The sequence below is a fragment of the Frigoribacterium sp. Leaf186 genome, from assembly GCF_001423905.1.
GTDB lineage: Bacteria > Actinomycetota > Actinomycetes > Actinomycetales > Microbacteriaceae > Frigoribacterium.
Window position 1 is genome coordinate 904,469 of the sequence record NZ_LMPQ01000010.1, and the last position, 15,446, is coordinate 919,914.

Annotated in this window: 15 protein-coding genes; 10 read left to right on the forward strand and 5 right to left on the reverse strand. The window is 72.2% G+C overall.

Going from position 1 to position 15,446, the window contains the following annotated elements:
- Nucleotides 1-20 precede the first annotated feature (20 nt).
- From ASG05_RS16615 to ASG05_RS11005, 3 genes are read left to right on the forward strand one after another with little or no spacing between them, the layout of a single operon-like run.
- Nucleotides 21-1,472, forward strand: coding sequence for a protein kinase (locus ASG05_RS16615; protein WP_162240653.1), 1,452 nt, complete (start codon nucleotides 21-23; stop codon nucleotides 1,470-1,472).
- A 19-nt stretch (nucleotides 1,473-1,491) separates the two neighbouring features.
- A complete protein-coding gene (locus tag ASG05_RS11000) occupies nucleotides 1,492-2,607 on the forward strand; it encodes a DNA adenine methylase (RefSeq protein ID WP_235491467.1) in 1,116 nt (371 codons plus the stop codon).
- A 2-nt stretch (nucleotides 2,608-2,609) separates the two neighbouring features.
- Nucleotides 2,610-3,449: a hypothetical protein gene (locus ASG05_RS11005; RefSeq protein WP_235491468.1), complete on the forward strand. Its 840-nt coding sequence runs from the start codon at nucleotides 2,610-2,612 to the stop codon at nucleotides 3,447-3,449.
- 60 nt (nucleotides 3,450-3,509) lie between these two features.
- Here ASG05_RS11005 and ASG05_RS11010 read toward each other — a convergent pair whose 3' ends face one another.
- Nucleotides 3,510-4,124 carry a MarR family winged helix-turn-helix transcriptional regulator gene (locus tag ASG05_RS11010; RefSeq protein WP_056260496.1) on the reverse strand — a complete coding sequence of 205 codons (615 nt, stop codon included), beginning with the start codon at nucleotides 4,122-4,124 and terminating at the stop codon, nucleotides 3,510-3,512.
- Between the two features lie 287 nt (nucleotides 4,125-4,411).
- Here ASG05_RS11010 and ASG05_RS11015 point away from each other — a divergent pair, with 287 nt between their 5' ends.
- Together ASG05_RS11015 and ASG05_RS11020 are read left to right on the forward strand one after the other, a co-directional pair.
- Nucleotides 4,412-5,011, forward strand: a complete 600-nt coding sequence (locus ASG05_RS11015; RefSeq protein ID WP_056260891.1) for a hypothetical protein — start codon at nucleotides 4,412-4,414, stop codon at nucleotides 5,009-5,011.
- A 121-nt stretch (nucleotides 5,012-5,132) separates the two neighbouring features.
- Nucleotides 5,133-6,611: a signal peptidase I gene (locus tag ASG05_RS11020; RefSeq protein ID WP_056260498.1), complete on the forward strand. Its 1,479-nt coding sequence runs from the start codon at nucleotides 5,133-5,135 to the stop codon at nucleotides 6,609-6,611.
- A gap of 17 nt (nucleotides 6,612-6,628) precedes the next feature.
- On the opposite strand, the gene ASG05_RS11025 is transcribed toward ASG05_RS11020, so the two are convergent.
- Nucleotides 6,629-7,111 carry a glutathione peroxidase gene (locus ASG05_RS11025; RefSeq protein ID WP_056260500.1) on the reverse strand — a complete coding sequence of 161 codons (483 nt, stop codon included), beginning with the start codon at nucleotides 7,109-7,111 and terminating at the stop codon, nucleotides 6,629-6,631.
- 118 nt (nucleotides 7,112-7,229) lie between these two features.
- Here ASG05_RS11025 and ASG05_RS11030 point away from each other — a divergent pair, with 118 nt between their 5' ends.
- A complete protein-coding gene (locus tag ASG05_RS11030; protein WP_056260502.1) occupies nucleotides 7,230-8,189 on the forward strand; it encodes a helix-turn-helix domain-containing protein in 960 nt (319 codons plus the stop codon).
- A gap of 61 nt (nucleotides 8,190-8,250) precedes the next feature.
- Here the strand turns inward: ASG05_RS11030 and ASG05_RS11035 are convergent, their stop codons facing one another.
- On the reverse strand, nucleotides 8,251-9,336 hold the full coding sequence (locus tag ASG05_RS11035) for a diacylglycerol kinase family protein (protein ID WP_369814051.1): 1,086 nt from the start codon (nucleotides 9,334-9,336) through the stop codon (nucleotides 8,251-8,253).
- A 37-nt stretch (nucleotides 9,337-9,373) separates the two neighbouring features.
- Here ASG05_RS11035 and ASG05_RS15950 point away from each other — a divergent pair, with 37 nt between their 5' ends.
- Together ASG05_RS15950 and ASG05_RS11045 are read left to right on the forward strand one after the other, a co-directional pair.
- On the forward strand, nucleotides 9,374-9,826 hold the full coding sequence (locus ASG05_RS15950) for a DUF4383 domain-containing protein (protein ID WP_157490189.1): 453 nt from the start codon (nucleotides 9,374-9,376) through the stop codon (nucleotides 9,824-9,826).
- Between the two features lie 386 nt (nucleotides 9,827-10,212).
- The gene (locus ASG05_RS11045; protein WP_056260900.1) at nucleotides 10,213-10,857 is read left to right on the forward strand and encodes a heme oxygenase (biliverdin-producing); all 645 of its coding nucleotides are present in this window, start codon (nucleotides 10,213-10,215) and stop codon (nucleotides 10,855-10,857) included.
- Here ASG05_RS11045 and ASG05_RS11050 read toward each other — a convergent pair.
- Nucleotides 10,854-12,203, reverse strand: coding sequence for an ATP-dependent RecD-like DNA helicase (locus ASG05_RS11050; protein WP_200936806.1), 1,350 nt, complete (start codon nucleotides 12,201-12,203; stop codon nucleotides 10,854-10,856). The two genes, ASG05_RS11045 and ASG05_RS11050, sit on opposite strands and share 4 nt — an antisense overlap.
- A 102-nt stretch (nucleotides 12,204-12,305) precedes the next feature.
- Between ASG05_RS11050 and ASG05_RS11055 the strand changes: the two genes are divergently transcribed.
- Nucleotides 12,306-13,319 (forward strand): hypothetical protein, encoded by a 1,014-nt coding sequence (locus ASG05_RS11055; protein ID WP_157490190.1) that lies wholly within the window; start codon nucleotides 12,306-12,308, stop codon nucleotides 13,317-13,319.
- A gap of 132 nt (nucleotides 13,320-13,451) precedes the next feature.
- Here the strand turns inward: ASG05_RS11055 and ASG05_RS11060 are convergent, their stop codons facing one another.
- Nucleotides 13,452-14,459, reverse strand: coding sequence for a GlxA family transcriptional regulator (locus ASG05_RS11060; RefSeq protein WP_056260509.1), 1,008 nt, complete (start codon nucleotides 14,457-14,459; stop codon nucleotides 13,452-13,454).
- Nucleotides 14,460-14,707: 248 nt separating this feature from the next.
- Between ASG05_RS11060 and ASG05_RS11065 the strand changes: the two genes are divergently transcribed.
- A complete protein-coding gene (locus tag ASG05_RS11065; RefSeq protein ID WP_056260511.1) occupies nucleotides 14,708-15,334 on the forward strand; it encodes an HD domain-containing protein in 627 nt (208 codons plus the stop codon).
- The last annotated feature ends 112 nt before the right edge of the window (nucleotides 15,335-15,446 follow it).

Below are 15,446 nucleotides of genomic sequence, written 5' to 3' on the forward strand. Positions count from 1 at the left end.
CCAGTCACGAGGGGGAGGCGATGGCCGCGCCACAGCAGGACGACGCGCTCGACCGCGTGCTCGCCGAGCGCTACCGCCTGCAGTCCGTCGTGGGTCGTGGTGGCATGGCGACGGTCTACAAGGCCGTCGACGAGAGCCTCAACCGCACGGTCGCGATCAAGGTCTTCCACAGCGCCATGGTCGACCCGGCCCGACAGGAGGCCGAGCTCGGCGTCCTCTCGAGCCTCGAGCACCACGGCCTGGTCGGCCTCTTCGACGCGGGCGTCGAGCACGGGCCGAACGGTCCGCAGCGCTTCCTGGTGATGCCGCTGATCGCCGGGCTGAACCTCGAGGACCGCCTGCGGCACGGCGCCCTCGCCCCGCGCCACATCGCCGAGATCGGCTACGACATGGCCGAGGCGCTCGACTACATCCACGGCCACTCGGTGGTGCACCGCGACATCAAGCCGTCGAACATCCTGCTGGTCGACTACGGCGACCACGGGGCCGCGCGGGCCCGGGCCAAGCTCGCCGACTTCGGCATCGCCCTCACCGACGACGTCGAACGGCTCACCGCCGAGGGCGTCACGACCGGCACGGCCGCCTACCTCAGCCCCGAGCAGGCCGTGGGCGGCGAGGTCGGCCCGCCGAGCGACGTCTACAGCCTCGGCCTCGTGCTGCTGCAGTGCTTCACCCGCCGACGGGAGTTCCCCGGGTCGCTCGTCGAGTCGGCCGTCGCGCGCCTGTCGCGCGACCCGGTGCTGCCCGACCCGCTGCCCGAGCACTGGCGTCACGCGCTCGGGGCGATGACCCGACGCGACCCGGCCGAGCGTCCGACCCGCGCCGAACTGGTCGCGCTGATGCGCGACGTCGTGATCACCGAGACCACCGACTACCGTGACGGCGTGGGCGACCTCTCCGTCGGCGACGGCTCGACGCGCGGCGGCGACACCGAGCCGTTCGACCACAGCGAGGTGCTCGACACCCTGCCGAACGAGGCCCTCGACCGCGTGACGGCCATGGCGGCTCGCCTCTTCTCGGCACCGATCGCCCTGGCGACCGTCACCGACGACGACCGCACCTGGTTCACCACGCACTACGACCCCGCGGTCGGTGACGTCGCGCGCCAGATCGACCTCTCGCAGGGGGCCGTGCACTCGTCGGAGCCCCTCGTGATCGAGGACGCCGCGACCGACCGTCGCGTCGCCTCGAGCCCGCTGGTCACGGGGCCGCTCGGCATGCGGTTCTACGTCAGCGTCCCGCTCACCCGCCGCGACGGCCACACCATCGGCACCCTCTCGGTCATCGACCGCGAGCCGGGCACGGCCAGCGACGAACAGGTCGCGAACCTGACCGACCTCGCGGCCCTCGTGGTCGCCCAGCTCGAGCTGCGCCAAGAGAGCCTGCGCATCGCCGGCACCACGACCGGCAACGTGCCGCACGCCTCGCGGGTCGACCTCGACACCCAGGCCTGGAGCCCGACCGACGGCTGAGGTGGGGCAGACTTGCCCGGTGACCGTCGAGCTCGTGCCCTCCGCCGCGAGAGAGGCCACCACCGCCGTGCCCGCCCGCGTCGCGGCCTTCCCCCGCCTGCGCTACATGGGCTCGAAGTACGCGCTGCTGCCCGTGCTGCACGACGTCTTCTCGAGCGTCGCGCCCGTGCCGACCGGCGACCCCGAGGGCCCGGGAGGCGCGGCTCGGCCCTCGAGCGCGATCGACGCCTTCAGCGGGTCGGGCGTCGTCTCGTACCTGATGAAGGCGCAGGGTCGCCGGGTCGTGAGCAACGACTTCCTGGCGTTCCCCGCGGTCATCGCCCGCGCCTCCGTCATCAACGGGTCGACGACGTTGTCGGACGACCTCGTCGACGAGATCTGCGGGCCGGCCGCCGACGACCGCGACCTCGTCCGGCGCACCTTCGACGGGGTCTTCTTCTCGGCCGACGACCGGGCCTTCCTCGACTCGGCCTGGTCGCACGTCGACCGCCTGGGCGGCGCCGAGCGCGACCTGGCGATCGCCGGCCTGGTGCTGGCCGCGGCCCGCAAGCAGCCGCGCGGCGTCTTCACCTTCACGGGCTCGCGGTACGACGACGGTCGCCGCGACCTGCGGCTGACCATGGCCGAGCAGTTCCGGGCGGCGGTCCGGGCCTACGGCTCGACCGTGTTCGACGACGGCCTCGCGCACGAGGCCGTCGAGGGCGACGTGGCCGACCTGAGGCGACCACCCGCCGACCTGGTGTACCTCGATCCGCCTTATGCGCCTCCTCGCGACGACGCGGACTACATGAAGCGCTACCACTTCTTGCAGGGGCTGGCCGTCTACTGGCGGGGCCAGACGATCATGACCGAGACCAAGACGAAGAAGATCGCGAAGCTCTTCACGCCGTTCGCCTACCCGCGCACGGTCGACGACGCGCTCGTGCGCACCTTCGAGCAGTTCGCCGACGCGGGGGCCCTCGTGCTGTCGTACTCGTCGAACGCCGTGCCGACCCGAGAGCGCATCGAGCAGCTGATGCGCACCGTCAAGCCGCACGTCGAGGTGCGCGTCGTCGACCACACCTACAGCTTCGGCACCCACCGGGCGGCGACCCGCACGGCGGCCACCGAGTACGTCTTCGTCGGGAGGGACTGACCGTGGCGATCCCCACCTTCGACGAGTACGTGGCCTCGCTCGGCCGCATGACCGCCCACGTCGATCCGACGGCGCCCTCGGCCGCGGCGACCGACCTCGCCCGGGCCGCGGCGAGCCTCGGCGAGCTGCCCGTGGTCGACCGCGACCACCTCGCCGAGTGGGCCCGTCAGCACCCGGCGTGGGTGCCGGCGCTCGGTCTCGCCGTGGGGCTGTCGCAGGAGAAGCTGCGCAACTCGCTACGGCACGCCTTCGACACCCCGAGCTGGCTGACGCTCGCCCGCGGGCGGGCCGACGACCTCGTCGCCCACCTCGACGACGAGTTCGAGCTCGTGCGCCTGGTCGCGTCGCAGCGACACCGCACGTACGACTTCGGCGACCTGCTCGCGGCGCGGGCCGGCACGCGTGCCTCGGCGATCAGGGCGGGGGTGTCGGGTCGGCGGCTCGAGGACGAGATCGAGGCCATCGCCCGCGACCTCGGGCTCGCCTGCGGCACGCGCACGCGCTTCACCGGGCGGGCGAACCGCACGGCTCCCTGCGACCTGGTGATCCCGTCGGCCGACGAACCGGCGATCGTCGTCGCGGCGAAGGGCTTCGACTCGACGGGGTCGAAGCTCACCGACGCCGTCCGCGAGATCGAGGAGATGGCCGACGTCCGCCTGCCCCGCCAGACCGTCATGGCCGTCATCGACGGCATCGGCTGGAAGAGCCGGCAGGCCGACCTCAAGCGCATCCACCAGCTCTGGGTCGACCAGCAGATCGACGGGCTCTACACGCTCTCGACGCTCGACCGCTTCCGGGCCGACCTGGCCGACGCCGCACGGCTGCGACGCCTGATCCCGTAGGTCGGTCGTCGTCGTCGTCGCCGCTGTCGTCGTCCCGTCCCGTCCGGACGGTGCGATGGCTCAGGCCGCGGCGTGCGCGCCCTCGAGCGAGCCGACCCCGTGGCGGTCGAAGGCCTGGCCGAGGTCGAGCAGCGTGTCGGCGAGGACGCGGTGCTGCGAGGCGGGCACGACCTCGGCGAAGGCGGCCCCGTAGACGGCGGCGATGGCACCCGTGACCTCGACGCCGCGCGGGGTGCGGCTGACGATGACGCTGCGACGGTCGTCGGGGTTGCGCCGTCGGTCGAGGTAGCCGGCGTCGACGAGGCGGTCGACGAGGTTGGTCATCGCGCCCGACGAGAGGTCGAGGTAGTCGGCGGCCCGCTTCGGGGTGACGGAGTCCCCCGTCGCCGACACGTAGAAGAGGAACCGGATGTCGGTGTCGCCGAGCCCGAACAGGTCGCCCTGGTGGTCGAGCACGCGCGAGTGGTTCAGCATCAGCAACCGGAACGAGTTGAGCAGGCGGGCCAGGTCGTCGAAGCCGAGGCCGCCGTCGGCCCGTCCGGCCGGGGACGAGGAGGCGCGCGCGGCGTCCAGGGCGTCTTCCGACTCGCGGTCCACGGCGGCCGACACCAGGGGGGTCGAGACGGGTGCGAGGTCGACGACGTCGGCGTCGAGCGCAGGTGGGGCGATGAGCAAGGGGTCCTCCGTGACACGTGGGGTGTGCCGTCCGTGGCACCGCCTCAGTCAACAAGAATCTCGATGATCGTGACACCCCCACCACTGGGGACATGATTCGGCTTGCAAGCTTCTCGGGCCGCAAGTAATTTGATTGCCGTACCACTTGAGAACAACGATCACTCGAATCCGGAACGGTCCGGGTGGTGAGCTTCTCACCGGCGAAGTCCCTGAACCTCGTCGCCGCAGTGGCCCCAGACATCCCCGCACGACACCCTCTTCCCCCCTCTCGCCCCTTGGAGCACGCCATGTCCCGTCCCACCCCCCGCATCGCCCGCATCGCCGCCTGGATCGCCATCCCCGCCGCACTCGTCGCCTCGGGCATCGTCGTCTCGACCGCGTCGTACTCGGCCTTCTCGTCCACCACGGTCAACCCGACCAGCAACTGGACCGCCGGCACCGTCGCCCTGACCGACGACGACAGCAACACCGCGCTGTTCACGGCCACCAACCTCAAGCCCGGCTCGACCGGCACCAACTGCATCGCCGTCACCAGCACCGGCTCGCTCGCCTCGGCCGTGAAGCTCTACGGCACGAGCGCCGCCACGACCAACAACCTGGCGTCGAACATCACGCTGAGCGTCGTGCAGGGCACCGGCGGCGGCTTCGGCTCGTGCACCGGCTTCACCCCGCTCGCGTCGGGTTCGAGCCTCTACAGCGGTTCGCTGGCCGCCTTCGGCAACAGCTACACCAACTACTCCAACGGCGTCGGCACCTGGGCCCCCACCGGCACGGCGTCCGAGACCCGCACCTACCAGGTCAGCTACACCGTCTCGAACTCGGCGCCCAACACGACCCAGGGCGGCACCGCGAGCCTCGGCCTCACCTGGGAGGCCCAGAACAGCTGAGGCCCCACGGCCGGCTGACGCCTCCCTGCGACACCGCGACACCGCACCACCGCACCACCGCACCACAGCACCAGGCGGCCCGACACCGCTCCACCCGCACCACACCCGAGCAGAGGCACCCATGAGCACGATCGACCTGAAGCTGCGGCCCACCCCCGCGGCCACGGCCTCGATCACCGTGCCGGCGGGTGCCTCTCGTTCGTGGCTCGACTGGACGCGCCTGACCCTCGGCACCGCGTCACGGGTCGTGCTGTACTCGCTGCTCGGCCTCATGGTCTACGCCGCCGCCCCGGCCGCCCTCGGCTGGAGCCCGACCACCGTGATGACCGGCTCGATGGAGCCCCGCATCCACCCGGGCGACGTCGTCGTCGCGAAGCCCGTCGTGGCGTCCGAGGTCCACCGCGGCCAGGTGCTGCTCTTCGACGACCCCGACCAGGCCGGCCACCTGCGCCTGCACCGGTACCACGACAACGGGCAGGCCGGGCAGATCGTCACCAAGGGCGACGCCAACCCGAGCGCCGACTCGACGCCGATCGACCGCAGCGCCGTGGTCGGCGTGGGCTTCCTCCGCGTGCCGTACGTCGGCACCCCCGTCGTGTGGGCGGCGAACCACCAGTACGGGTACCTGCTCGTCACCGGGGGCCTGCTCGTCCTCGTCGTGCTGCTCAGCCGGGGCGACCGCTACCTGCTGCGTGACGAGCGCGCCGCGTCGACCACGGCGACCGCCTCGACCGGCCGCCGCGTGCAGCGCCGACGCGAGCGGCGCCTCCGTCGCCTGCAGACCGCAGGAGGCGCGCTCGGCCTGGCAGCGATCGGTGGCGGTCTCGCGCTCACCCTCGTCGTCTCGGGCGGCTCGCACGCCGCGTTCGCCGCCAACGTCGCCAACCCGACGTCGAAGCTGACGGCCGGCTCGTACGACTGCCTCGCCGAGACCTTCGCCGACGCCCCGAGCTTCGCCTTTGCCTACGGCGAGACGTCGGGCACCACGGCCGCCGACAGCTCGGGCAACGCGCGACCGGGCACCCTGGTCGGCGGGGCCTCGTTCGCGGCCGGCTCGTGCGCCGTCGACGACAGCCCGTACCTGACCCTCGACGGCACCAGCGGCCAGGTCACGACCCCGACGTCGTTCACGGGCTCGAACAACGTCACGATCGAGACCTGGGTGAAGACGAAGACGACCACCGGCGGCGAGCTCGTCGGCTTCTCGAACTCGCAGGCGGGTGCCCCGGGCAACTACGACCGCCACCTGTACATGACGAACGCGGGGAAGCTCGTGTTCGGCGTCTACCCCAGTGCCGTCAAGACGGTCGTCTCGCCGCTGTCGTACAACGACGGCGCCTGGCACCACGTCGTGGCCACGCTGTCGAGCACGAACGGCCTGGCGCTGTACGTCGACGGCAAGAGCGTCGCCACCGACACGGCCACCAAGAGCGCGCAGGCCTACAACGGCTGGTGGCGCATCGGCCAGCTGCCGCTCTCGGGCTGGACCTCGGCCCCCACCAGCAACTACTTCGCCGGTTCGCTCGACAGCACCCAGGTCTGGAACACCGTCGCCCTGTCCGCCACCCAGGTCGCCAACCACTACCGGGCGGGCCGCTGACCGGGTGACCGGTCCGCTCAGCCGGCCAGCGCCTCCTCGATGACGGCGACGACCTCGGGGGCGTCGGGCTGGGTCGTCGGGCGGAAGCGGTGCACGGCACCGCCGGGGGTGACGACGAACTTCTCGAAGTTCCACTTGACCCGGCCGGCCTTGCCGTCGGCGTCGGACGCCTTCTTCAGCTCGGTGTAGAGCGGGTGCTCGCCGCGACCGTTGACCTTGACCTTCTCCATCATCGGGAAGGTCACACCCCACGTGGCCGAGCAGTACTCCTCGATGGCCTCGCCGCTCGAGAGCTCCTGGAAGAACTGGTTGCTGGGGAAGCCCAGCACCGTGAAGCCCTGGTCGCCGTACTGCTTCTGCAGAGCCTCGAGCTTCTCGTACTGCGGCGCGAGGCCGCAGCGCGACGCCACGTTGACGACCATCACGACCTTGTCGGCGTAGGCGCCGAACGTGGTGGACTCGCCGCGGATCGTGGTCAGGGTGATGTCGTCGAGGCTCATGCGCCCGACGGTAGGCCGATGCGCTGCGAGCCCGCTCGTAGACACGTCACCGAGATGCTGTCAACCCCCCGCCATCCGACTGGTGCACGGTTTGGAGCGCGTGCAACAATTCGTCGAGATGGCTTCCCGGGACGACAAGATCCGCTTCGACGCGCGCGGACGCGAACTCGACGAAGCCGTCGAGATCCTGAGCGCCGGGTACCACGGTCGTGGCTTCCGCGTGACCCCCACCGAGGCCCCCTTCGCGTTCCGTCACACGATCGTGGGCGACGGGGCGATGACCCTCCGCTCGACGATGTTCATGGGCCGGGTTGAGGGGCAGGCGGCAGCCGGTGAGGAGCACGTCGTGCACTGGTTGCTCGACGGACGTTCGACCGTCGACAACGGTCGCGACGAGGTGGCCGGCGCCGTCGGGCGTCCGATCCTCTTCCCCGAGGGGCGCGAGTTCGAGTTCACCACCGAGGACGTCAACCAGAGCCTGTTGCACCTGTCGAAGGCCGTGGTCGACGAGGTCGCGGCCGAGCGGCACGGCATCATGCCCGGCTCGATCCGCTTCGACCACGCCGCCCCGGTCTCGGCCGCGGCCGTGCAGGCCTGGCACGCGACCGTCCGCCTGATCGGCCGCACGTACCTCGGGTCGGGCGAGCCGAGCGACCTGATGCGCACCGAGATGGCCCGGCTCGCGGCGAGCGCCCTGCTCGACACCTTCGCGCACACCTCGACCCCGATGCCCGCGGCCCTGCTCGCGCCGCGCAACGCGAGCCTGCGGCTCGCCGTCGAGTACATGCACGCCAGTGCGGACCTGCCCATCACGGCCTCCGACATCGCGCAGGAGGCGGGGCTCACCCCCCGAGGTCTGCAACAGGCCTTCAGTCGTCACCTCGACACGACGCCGACGGCCTACCTGCGCGAGATCCGGCTCGAGCGCGTGCACCACGCCCTGCGCGAGGCCGCCCCGGACTCGACGACGGTCGCCGACGTGGCCCGGCACTGGGCGTTCGCCCACCTCGGCCGGTTCTCGGCCGCGTACCACGAGCGGTTCGGCGAGTACCCCCGCGAGACGCTGCACCGCGGCTGAGGGCGGCGGGGCCCGGGGCGTGAGGCGCGCAAGCAGCCGGGCGCGCCTCCTCGGGTCGGTGTCAGCGGCCGAGCGCGGCGTAGACGCGCAGCGCACCGGGCACGACCTCGACCGTGACCGGCAGGGGGCCCACGCGCTCGCCGTCGGCGTAGGCCGCGACGCCGTCCGCCTCGATGACGGCGCGGCGCACCTGGTGCACCGTGACGGCCGGGTGGCTCAGGTGGGTGCCGCGGAAGACGCTCGGGAACAGCCGGACGAACTGCCACCTCGTCAGGCGCTCGACCACGAGCACGTCGAGCAGGCCGTCGTCGAGCACGGCGTCGGGAGTGACCTTCATGCCCCCGCCGAGCGACTGGCCGTTGCCGACCGAGATCAGGGTGCCCTCGACCGTCGAGACGACACCGTCGAGCTCGAGCCGGTACGAGATCTTCGGCAGGCGCACCAGTTCGATCGCCAGGGCCACGTCGTACCGTCGACGCCCCTTCGGCCAGCTCAGGCGGTTGGCCCGCTCGTTGACGACCGCGTCGAAGCCCGCCGAGACCATGCAGGCGAACCAGGTCGCCCGACCGTCGGCCTGCAGCACGCGTCCCGCGTCGATGGTGGTCGGCTCGCCCTCGAGCAAACGGACCAGGAGGCGCGTGGCCGCCTCGGAGTCGTCGTGGGGCAGCCCGAACGACCGGGCCGTGTCGTTGCCGGTGCCCGTCGGCACCAGGCCCAGCGGCACGTCCGTCCCGGCGACGAGGTTCGCCCCGAGGTTGACCATGCCGTCACCGCCCACCACGACGAGCGCGTCGGGCCGTTCGCGGTCGAGCTCTCGGCGGGCGGCGGCGACCAGGTCGTCGTAGCTCGTCTCGGTGAGCGGGACGACCGTGTGGCCGGCAGCCCGCAGGTCGTCGATCACCTTGCCCCCACGGCCGGACCGGCCACCGGCGGAGGCACCGGGGTTGACCGCCACGACCAGGCGGAGGGGCGTCGGGGTCATGGGGACGATCATGCCAGCCGGGCGGGCGACGGGTGCGGGCGGCTGGCCGGGTCCGGGCGGCTGGCCGGGTGCGGGTGCGGGCGCGGGTGGGCCGTCGGGCGCGGGCAGGTCGCGGGGCGCGGGCAGGTTGTCGGGCGCGGGCAGGCCGCCGGGCGCGGCGGGCATACTGGATGCTGACGACCTGACGAGAGGCACCCTCACCATGAGCAGCACCCACGGCACCACGACCACCGCGACCCCGGCCCCCTACGAGCCGACGATCCGCGAGTCGCCCAACCGCGGGGCCGGCCTCTTCGTCGGCACGGTCTTCCTGCTGCTCGGCGCCATCGGGTTCTTGGTCGAAGACATGGGCACGTTCTTCTCGACCCAGGGTGCGTCGCTCTGGTTCGTCTGGAACCTCAACCCGGCGCTCGTCGTGGTCTGGGTGCTGGCCGGTGCCGCCCTGATCATCGCCGGGGCGTCGTCGCGGGCGAGCGCCCGCTACATCAACACGTGGGTCGGCCTGATCTTCGTCGTGTTCGGCGTCGCCGGGTTCTTCCTCGAGGGCACCGACGTGAACTTCCTGGCCTTCAACCTCGGCGACAACATCACGCACCTGGTCGGTGGCCTCCTGCTGCTCGCGACGGCCGCGGGCGCCGAGCGCCGCCGCCGCTGAGCCCGCGCCGCGCGCTCACACCCCGCGAAGCGGCGGTCGGCGATTTGCCTAGGCAGGGGTTCTGCGCCGGATGAGGGGGTGCTTCGCCGAGGTTGGGTGGTGCACCCCGCGAAGCGGCGGCCGGCGATTTGCCTAGGCAGGGGTTCTGCGCCGGGTGACGGGGTGCTTCGCCGAGGTTGGGTGGTGCACCCCGTGGAGCGGCGCTCAGCAATTTGCCTAGGCAGGGGTTCTGCGCCGGGTGACGGGGTGCCGCGCTGCCGGCAAGCCGCCCGGGTCGTGCGGGTCACCTGCACGTCCGCCGGGATCGACCCCGGGGGCTACCGGCACCGCGCCTCCGTGGCTATGGTTAGGGTCACCTAACCGAGGCCACCCAGGAGGTGCGCACCATGAGCGTCGTCATCCCCTTCTCCGAGGCGGTGCGGGAGCGCACGGCCGAACGCGTGCCGGCCGACGTCGGCTGCTCGTTCATGACCGACCTGCTGATCGGCCGCGGCACGCGCGACGACTACGTGCAGCTGCTCGCCCAGCACTACTTCGTCTACGCCGCGCTCGAGGACGCCGCCGAGCGCTGGTCGGGTGACGCGGTCGTGGCGCCGTTCCTCGCCCCGGGGCTGACCCGGCTGCCGGCCATCGAGGCCGACCTGGCGTTCTTGCTCGGTGCCGACTGGCGGGCGCGGGTGGCCCCGCTGCCGACGACCCGCGCCTACGTCGACCGCATCGAGCGGGCGTCGACCTGGGCCGGCGGGTTCATCGCCCACCACTACACGCGGTGCCTCGGCGACCTGTCGGGCGGGCACCTGATCCGCAGCATCCTGCAGCGCCGGTTCGGGTTCGACACGAACGGCGTCGGGTTCTTCCTGTTCGCCGAGATCGCCGAGCCGAAGTCGTTCAAGACGACCTACCGCCGACAGCTCGACGCCGTCGCCTGGTCCGCCGCCGAGCGGGAGCACGTGCTCGACGAGGTCTGCGCCGCCTACCGCTTCAGCACCGAGCTGTTCGCCGACCTCGCCGCCGCGAAGGCCGCCGCCTAGCTCGCAGCGGCCGTGTCGTCGCCCGCAGCGCCCGCACCTTCGCCCGCACCGGCGTCCGCGGCGGCCCGGATGGCGGGCACGCGCGAGGCCTCGCTCATGAACCGGCGCACGTCGAGGTCGACGATGATGTCGGCCGGCCGCAACGGGCGCGACAGGTAGAGGCCGTCGAGCGACGTGATGCGGCTGAGCGCCACGTAGGTCTGGCCGGCGCTGAACACCCGCGAGCCGAGGTCGACGATGGCCCGGTCGTAGGTCTTGCCCTGCGACTTGTGGATCGTGACCGCCCAGGCGAGGCGCAGCGGGAACTGCGTGAACTCGGCCACGACGTCTTTCTTGAGCTGTTTGGTGGTCGCCGAGTACGAGTACTTGTACTTCTCCCACACGACGGGCTGCACCTCGTGCACCTCGTCGTCGACCTCGACGAAGACGGTGTCGCGCACCCGGGTCACGACGCCCGTGGTGCCGTTCACCCAGCGCTGCTCGGAGTCGTTGCGGAGAAACATCACCCGCGCCCCGACCTTGAGCTCGAGAGCCTCGTCGGCCGGGTAGGCGCGCCCGCCGAACTCGCCGCTGACCTCGGCCTTCGCGGTCAGCACCTTGCCCGACAGGCGGTCGAGCTCGACCTTGTTGATGCGGTTGACGGTGTCGTTGCGGGTGGCGAGCGTGATGGCCCCGCCGTCGGTCGGCACCGGGCGGGCGCCGGCGGCGTTCAGCGCACCCGCGATCTCGGCCGTGACGCGACCGTGCCGCACGGCGTTCAGCATCTCTTTGAAGTCGCCCTCGGTCTGCCGGTGGATGAACGCGAGCTCGTAGATGCGCAGGCTCGCCTCGGCCCACACCTTGGCGTCGAAGAACCACATCGACCGGTAGTTGTCACGGAAGTACTCGCGTTCTTCGGCGTCGCCCGGCACCGGCGGCAGCTGGTACGGGTCGCCGAACAGCACCACCTGCACGCCGCCGAACGGCTCGTGCTTGCGCTGGCGGGCCTGACGCAACGACCGGTCGATGGCGTCCATCAGGTCGGCGTTGACCATCGAGACCTCGTCGATGACGAGGGTGTCGATGGTGTTCAGCAGCTTGCGCAGCTCGGCGTTCTGCTCGATGTCGTGGTCGGCGATCAGCCCGACCGAGAGGCGGAACAGCGAGTGGATCGTCTGGCCGCCGACGTTCAGCGCGGCGACGCCGGTGGGGGCGCAGATGACGATCTGCTTCGAGGTGTTCCACGACAGGTGGTTCAGCAGCGTCGACTTGCCCGTGCCCGCCCGGCCCGTGACGAAGATGTGCTCGCGGGTGTTCTCGATCGCGTCGTACAGCGCCTGCTGTTCGGCGGAGAGGGCCACGCTCACGACGACGAGCACCTTTCGAGGGGGGTGGGGGAGGGCACCAATCTACCCGCGACCGAGGCGACGCTCGGCTCTCCGTGACCCGCGCCTCCTATTGTTGTCGTCATGTCGTCGTCTGTGGGGGAGGGGACGCGCCCGTCGCTCGGTTGGCCGTTCGTCGCCATCTGGGGCGGGGCGCTGCTCTTCGTGCTGATCGGTTTCTGGGTCACCGTGGTGGCCCTGAACGCCACCGTCTACAGCGCCGCCGGTTTCGCCCGCGGCTACGTGGCGGCCGTCGACCGGGGCGACACGTCGAGCGCGCTGACCCTCGCGGGCGTCACGCCGACCGACCAGCTGGCGGACTCGCTGCTCGAGGTGCCCTCGCTCGGCGGCATCGACGACGTGACCGAGGCGGGCGACGTCGACCTCGGTGACGACACCCACGCGATCACGCTCTCGTACTCGATGCAGGGCACGGCGGCCACCGCCGCGTCGCCGGCGCAGTCGCAGTTCGTCGTGCAGCGCGCGGGCACCCGGTTCGGGCTGTTCCACGCGTGGCGGTTCGTGCAGGCGCCGACCGCCTCGCTCGACGTGACCCCGCAGCACGACGCCCGGTTCACGGTCGACGGCCGCGAGGTCACGACCGACGCCCCCGACGTCGCGACGCGGTTCACCGTGCTCGCTCCGTCGCGGTTCGAGATCGGGCACTCGTCGCGGTACCTCGAGGCGCCGACCGTCGAGGCCGACGTCGTCAGCGTGGGCGCGACCTCGGGGGTGTCGGTCGAGGTGCAGCCCCGCGAGGCGTTCGTCGAGGCCGTGCAAGACATGGTCGACCGTCAGCTCGACGAACAGTGCGTCACCCAGCAGGTGCTGCTGCCGGCCGGGTGCCCCTTCGGTCGCCAGGTCGACGACCGGGTCACCGACGACCCGACCTGGACCGTCCCCGAGCACCCCGTGGTCTCGATCGTGCCCGGCCCGTCGGGGCAGTGGCAGGTGCCCGGCGTGGCCGGCACAGCGCACCTCGTGGTCGGTGCCCAGTCGCTCTTCGACGGCCGGCGCTACACGATCGACGAGGACGTCCCGTTCACCGTCACCTACCTGATGCGCATCAGCTCGGCCGACGAGCTGACCTTCGAGTAGGCCGACGCCCGCGGCCCGTCGGGCCGAGCGGAGGCGCAGGAGGCGCGGGTCGCGTCCCCCGGGCCGGCGGACGGAGGCGCGGGTCGGCCCGTCGAGAGGCCTCCGGTTCACGCCGTGGCCGTACCGACCGGCTCACGCCGTGGCCGCACCGACCCGTTCGAGGTCGCGCACGTCGTCCACGCCGCCGAACGTCGCGCGGTAGGCGCGGGGCGTCGTGCCGAGCACGCGGGCGAAGTGGTGTCGCAGGACGGCCGCCGAGCCGAAGCCGACCTCGTCGGCGACCGCGTCGATGCCGAGCCCGGTGGCCTCGAGCAGCTCTTGCGCCCGCAGGAGGCGCTGGCGGGTCAGCCACGACCCGGGCGTCGCCCCCAGCTCGGCCTTGAACCGCCGGGCGAACGTGCGCGGCGACATGTGCGCCCTCGCCGCCAACCCCTCGATGCTCAGGTCGTCGCGGAGGTGCCCGAGCATCCAGTCCGTCAGCGGAGCGAGCGAGTCGTCGACCTCGACCGGCAGGGGGGCCTTGATGAACTGGCTCTGACCGCCGTCGCGGTGCGGCGGCACGACCATGCGGCGGGCGATGACGTTCGCCGCGGCGGCGCCGTGCTCGCGGCGGACCAGGTGCAGGCAGGCGTCGATGCCGGCCGCGGTGCCCGCGCTCGTGATGACCCGACGGTCCTCGACGAAGAGCACGTCGGGGTCGACGTCGACGGCCGGGTGCTGTCGTTGCAGCGCGTCCGTGTACCGCCAGTGCGTCGTGGCACGTCGGCCGTCGAGCAGTCCGGCCTCGGCCAGCACGAAGGCGCCGCTGCAGACGCTGAGCAACCACGCGCCCCGGGCCTCGGCGGCGACGAGCAGCTCGCGCACGGCCGGTGAGACCACGTCGGCCTGGTCGGTCCGGTTCCACAGGGCGGGCACGCACACGACGTCGGCGTCGGCCGCCGCGGTCAGGTCGAGGTCGACCGTGATCGAGAAGCCCTGGTTCGTCCGCACGAGTCCCGGTCGCTCGGTCACGATGCGGTGCTCGAACGGAGGCGCGCCCTCGTCGGTCCGGTCGAGGCCGAACACCTCGCAGAGCACCCCGAACTCGAACGGCGCGACGCCGTCGGCGACGATCGTGGCGACGGTGCGGAACGGGGGCACGGGGTCTCCTGGGGATGGGTCGAGCCGCACGCCGCCACGAGATGGACACAGCGCCACGTTTTCTCGTGGCGTCGTGTCCACTTCGTGGCGGTGTGGCGTGTGGCGGTGTGGGCGAGGGTGGCGGGGTGGCGGGACGGCGGTGTGCTGGAACGGGCGGGGGTGGCGGGCTTCGAGCGTGGCGGGATGTCGACGAGTGGTGGCCAGACTGCCACTCGTGGCCGGTGCTGTCCACCCGTAGGGTTCGTGCCATGAGCACCGCGCCCCGACCGACCGCCGCCGTCCTCGACGAGTTGCTCGCGCCTCCTTCGCCGGTCGCCTCACGCGCCCTCGAGGCCGCCGCGGTCGTGTCGAGCCCGGCCCTGCTGGCGCACAGCCGGCGGTCGGCGGCGCTCGCCGTCGACCTCGGACGCCGCGAGGGGCTGACGTTCGACCACGAGCTGCTGTTCGTGGCGGCGGCGCTGCACGACGTGGGACTCGCGGGCCCGTTCGACAGCCATGCCGAGCCGTTCGAGCGGGCCGGGGCGGAGGTCGCGCGGGTCTTCGCGTCCGGGGCGGGTTGGTCGGCCGATATGGGGCAGAGGCTCGTCGACGTGATCGTGCGGCACGCCTGGCCCGCGGTCTCGGCGGCCCTCGACGTCGAAGGGCACCTGCTCGAGCGGGCGACGAGCCTCGACGTGTCGGGGGTGGGCGTCGACGACTGGCCGGCCGGGCTCGTCGCGGCCCTCGTCGACCGCGTGCCTCGCGACGGCTTCGGCGTCGAGTTCGGCGGGCTGATGTCGACGCAGGCCCATCGCAAGCCCGGGTCGGAGGCCGCGCGGACCATCCGCGCGGGCATGCGCGACCGGATCGCGGCGAACCCGCTCGACCGGCTCTGACCCGCGCGCCGGCTGCAACCCGCGCGCGGGCTCCGAGCGCGCGCCGGCTCTGACCCGCGCGCCGGGCGCGTGCCTCGGGTCGCACCACGCTCGCGTCGTCGAACCACCCTCC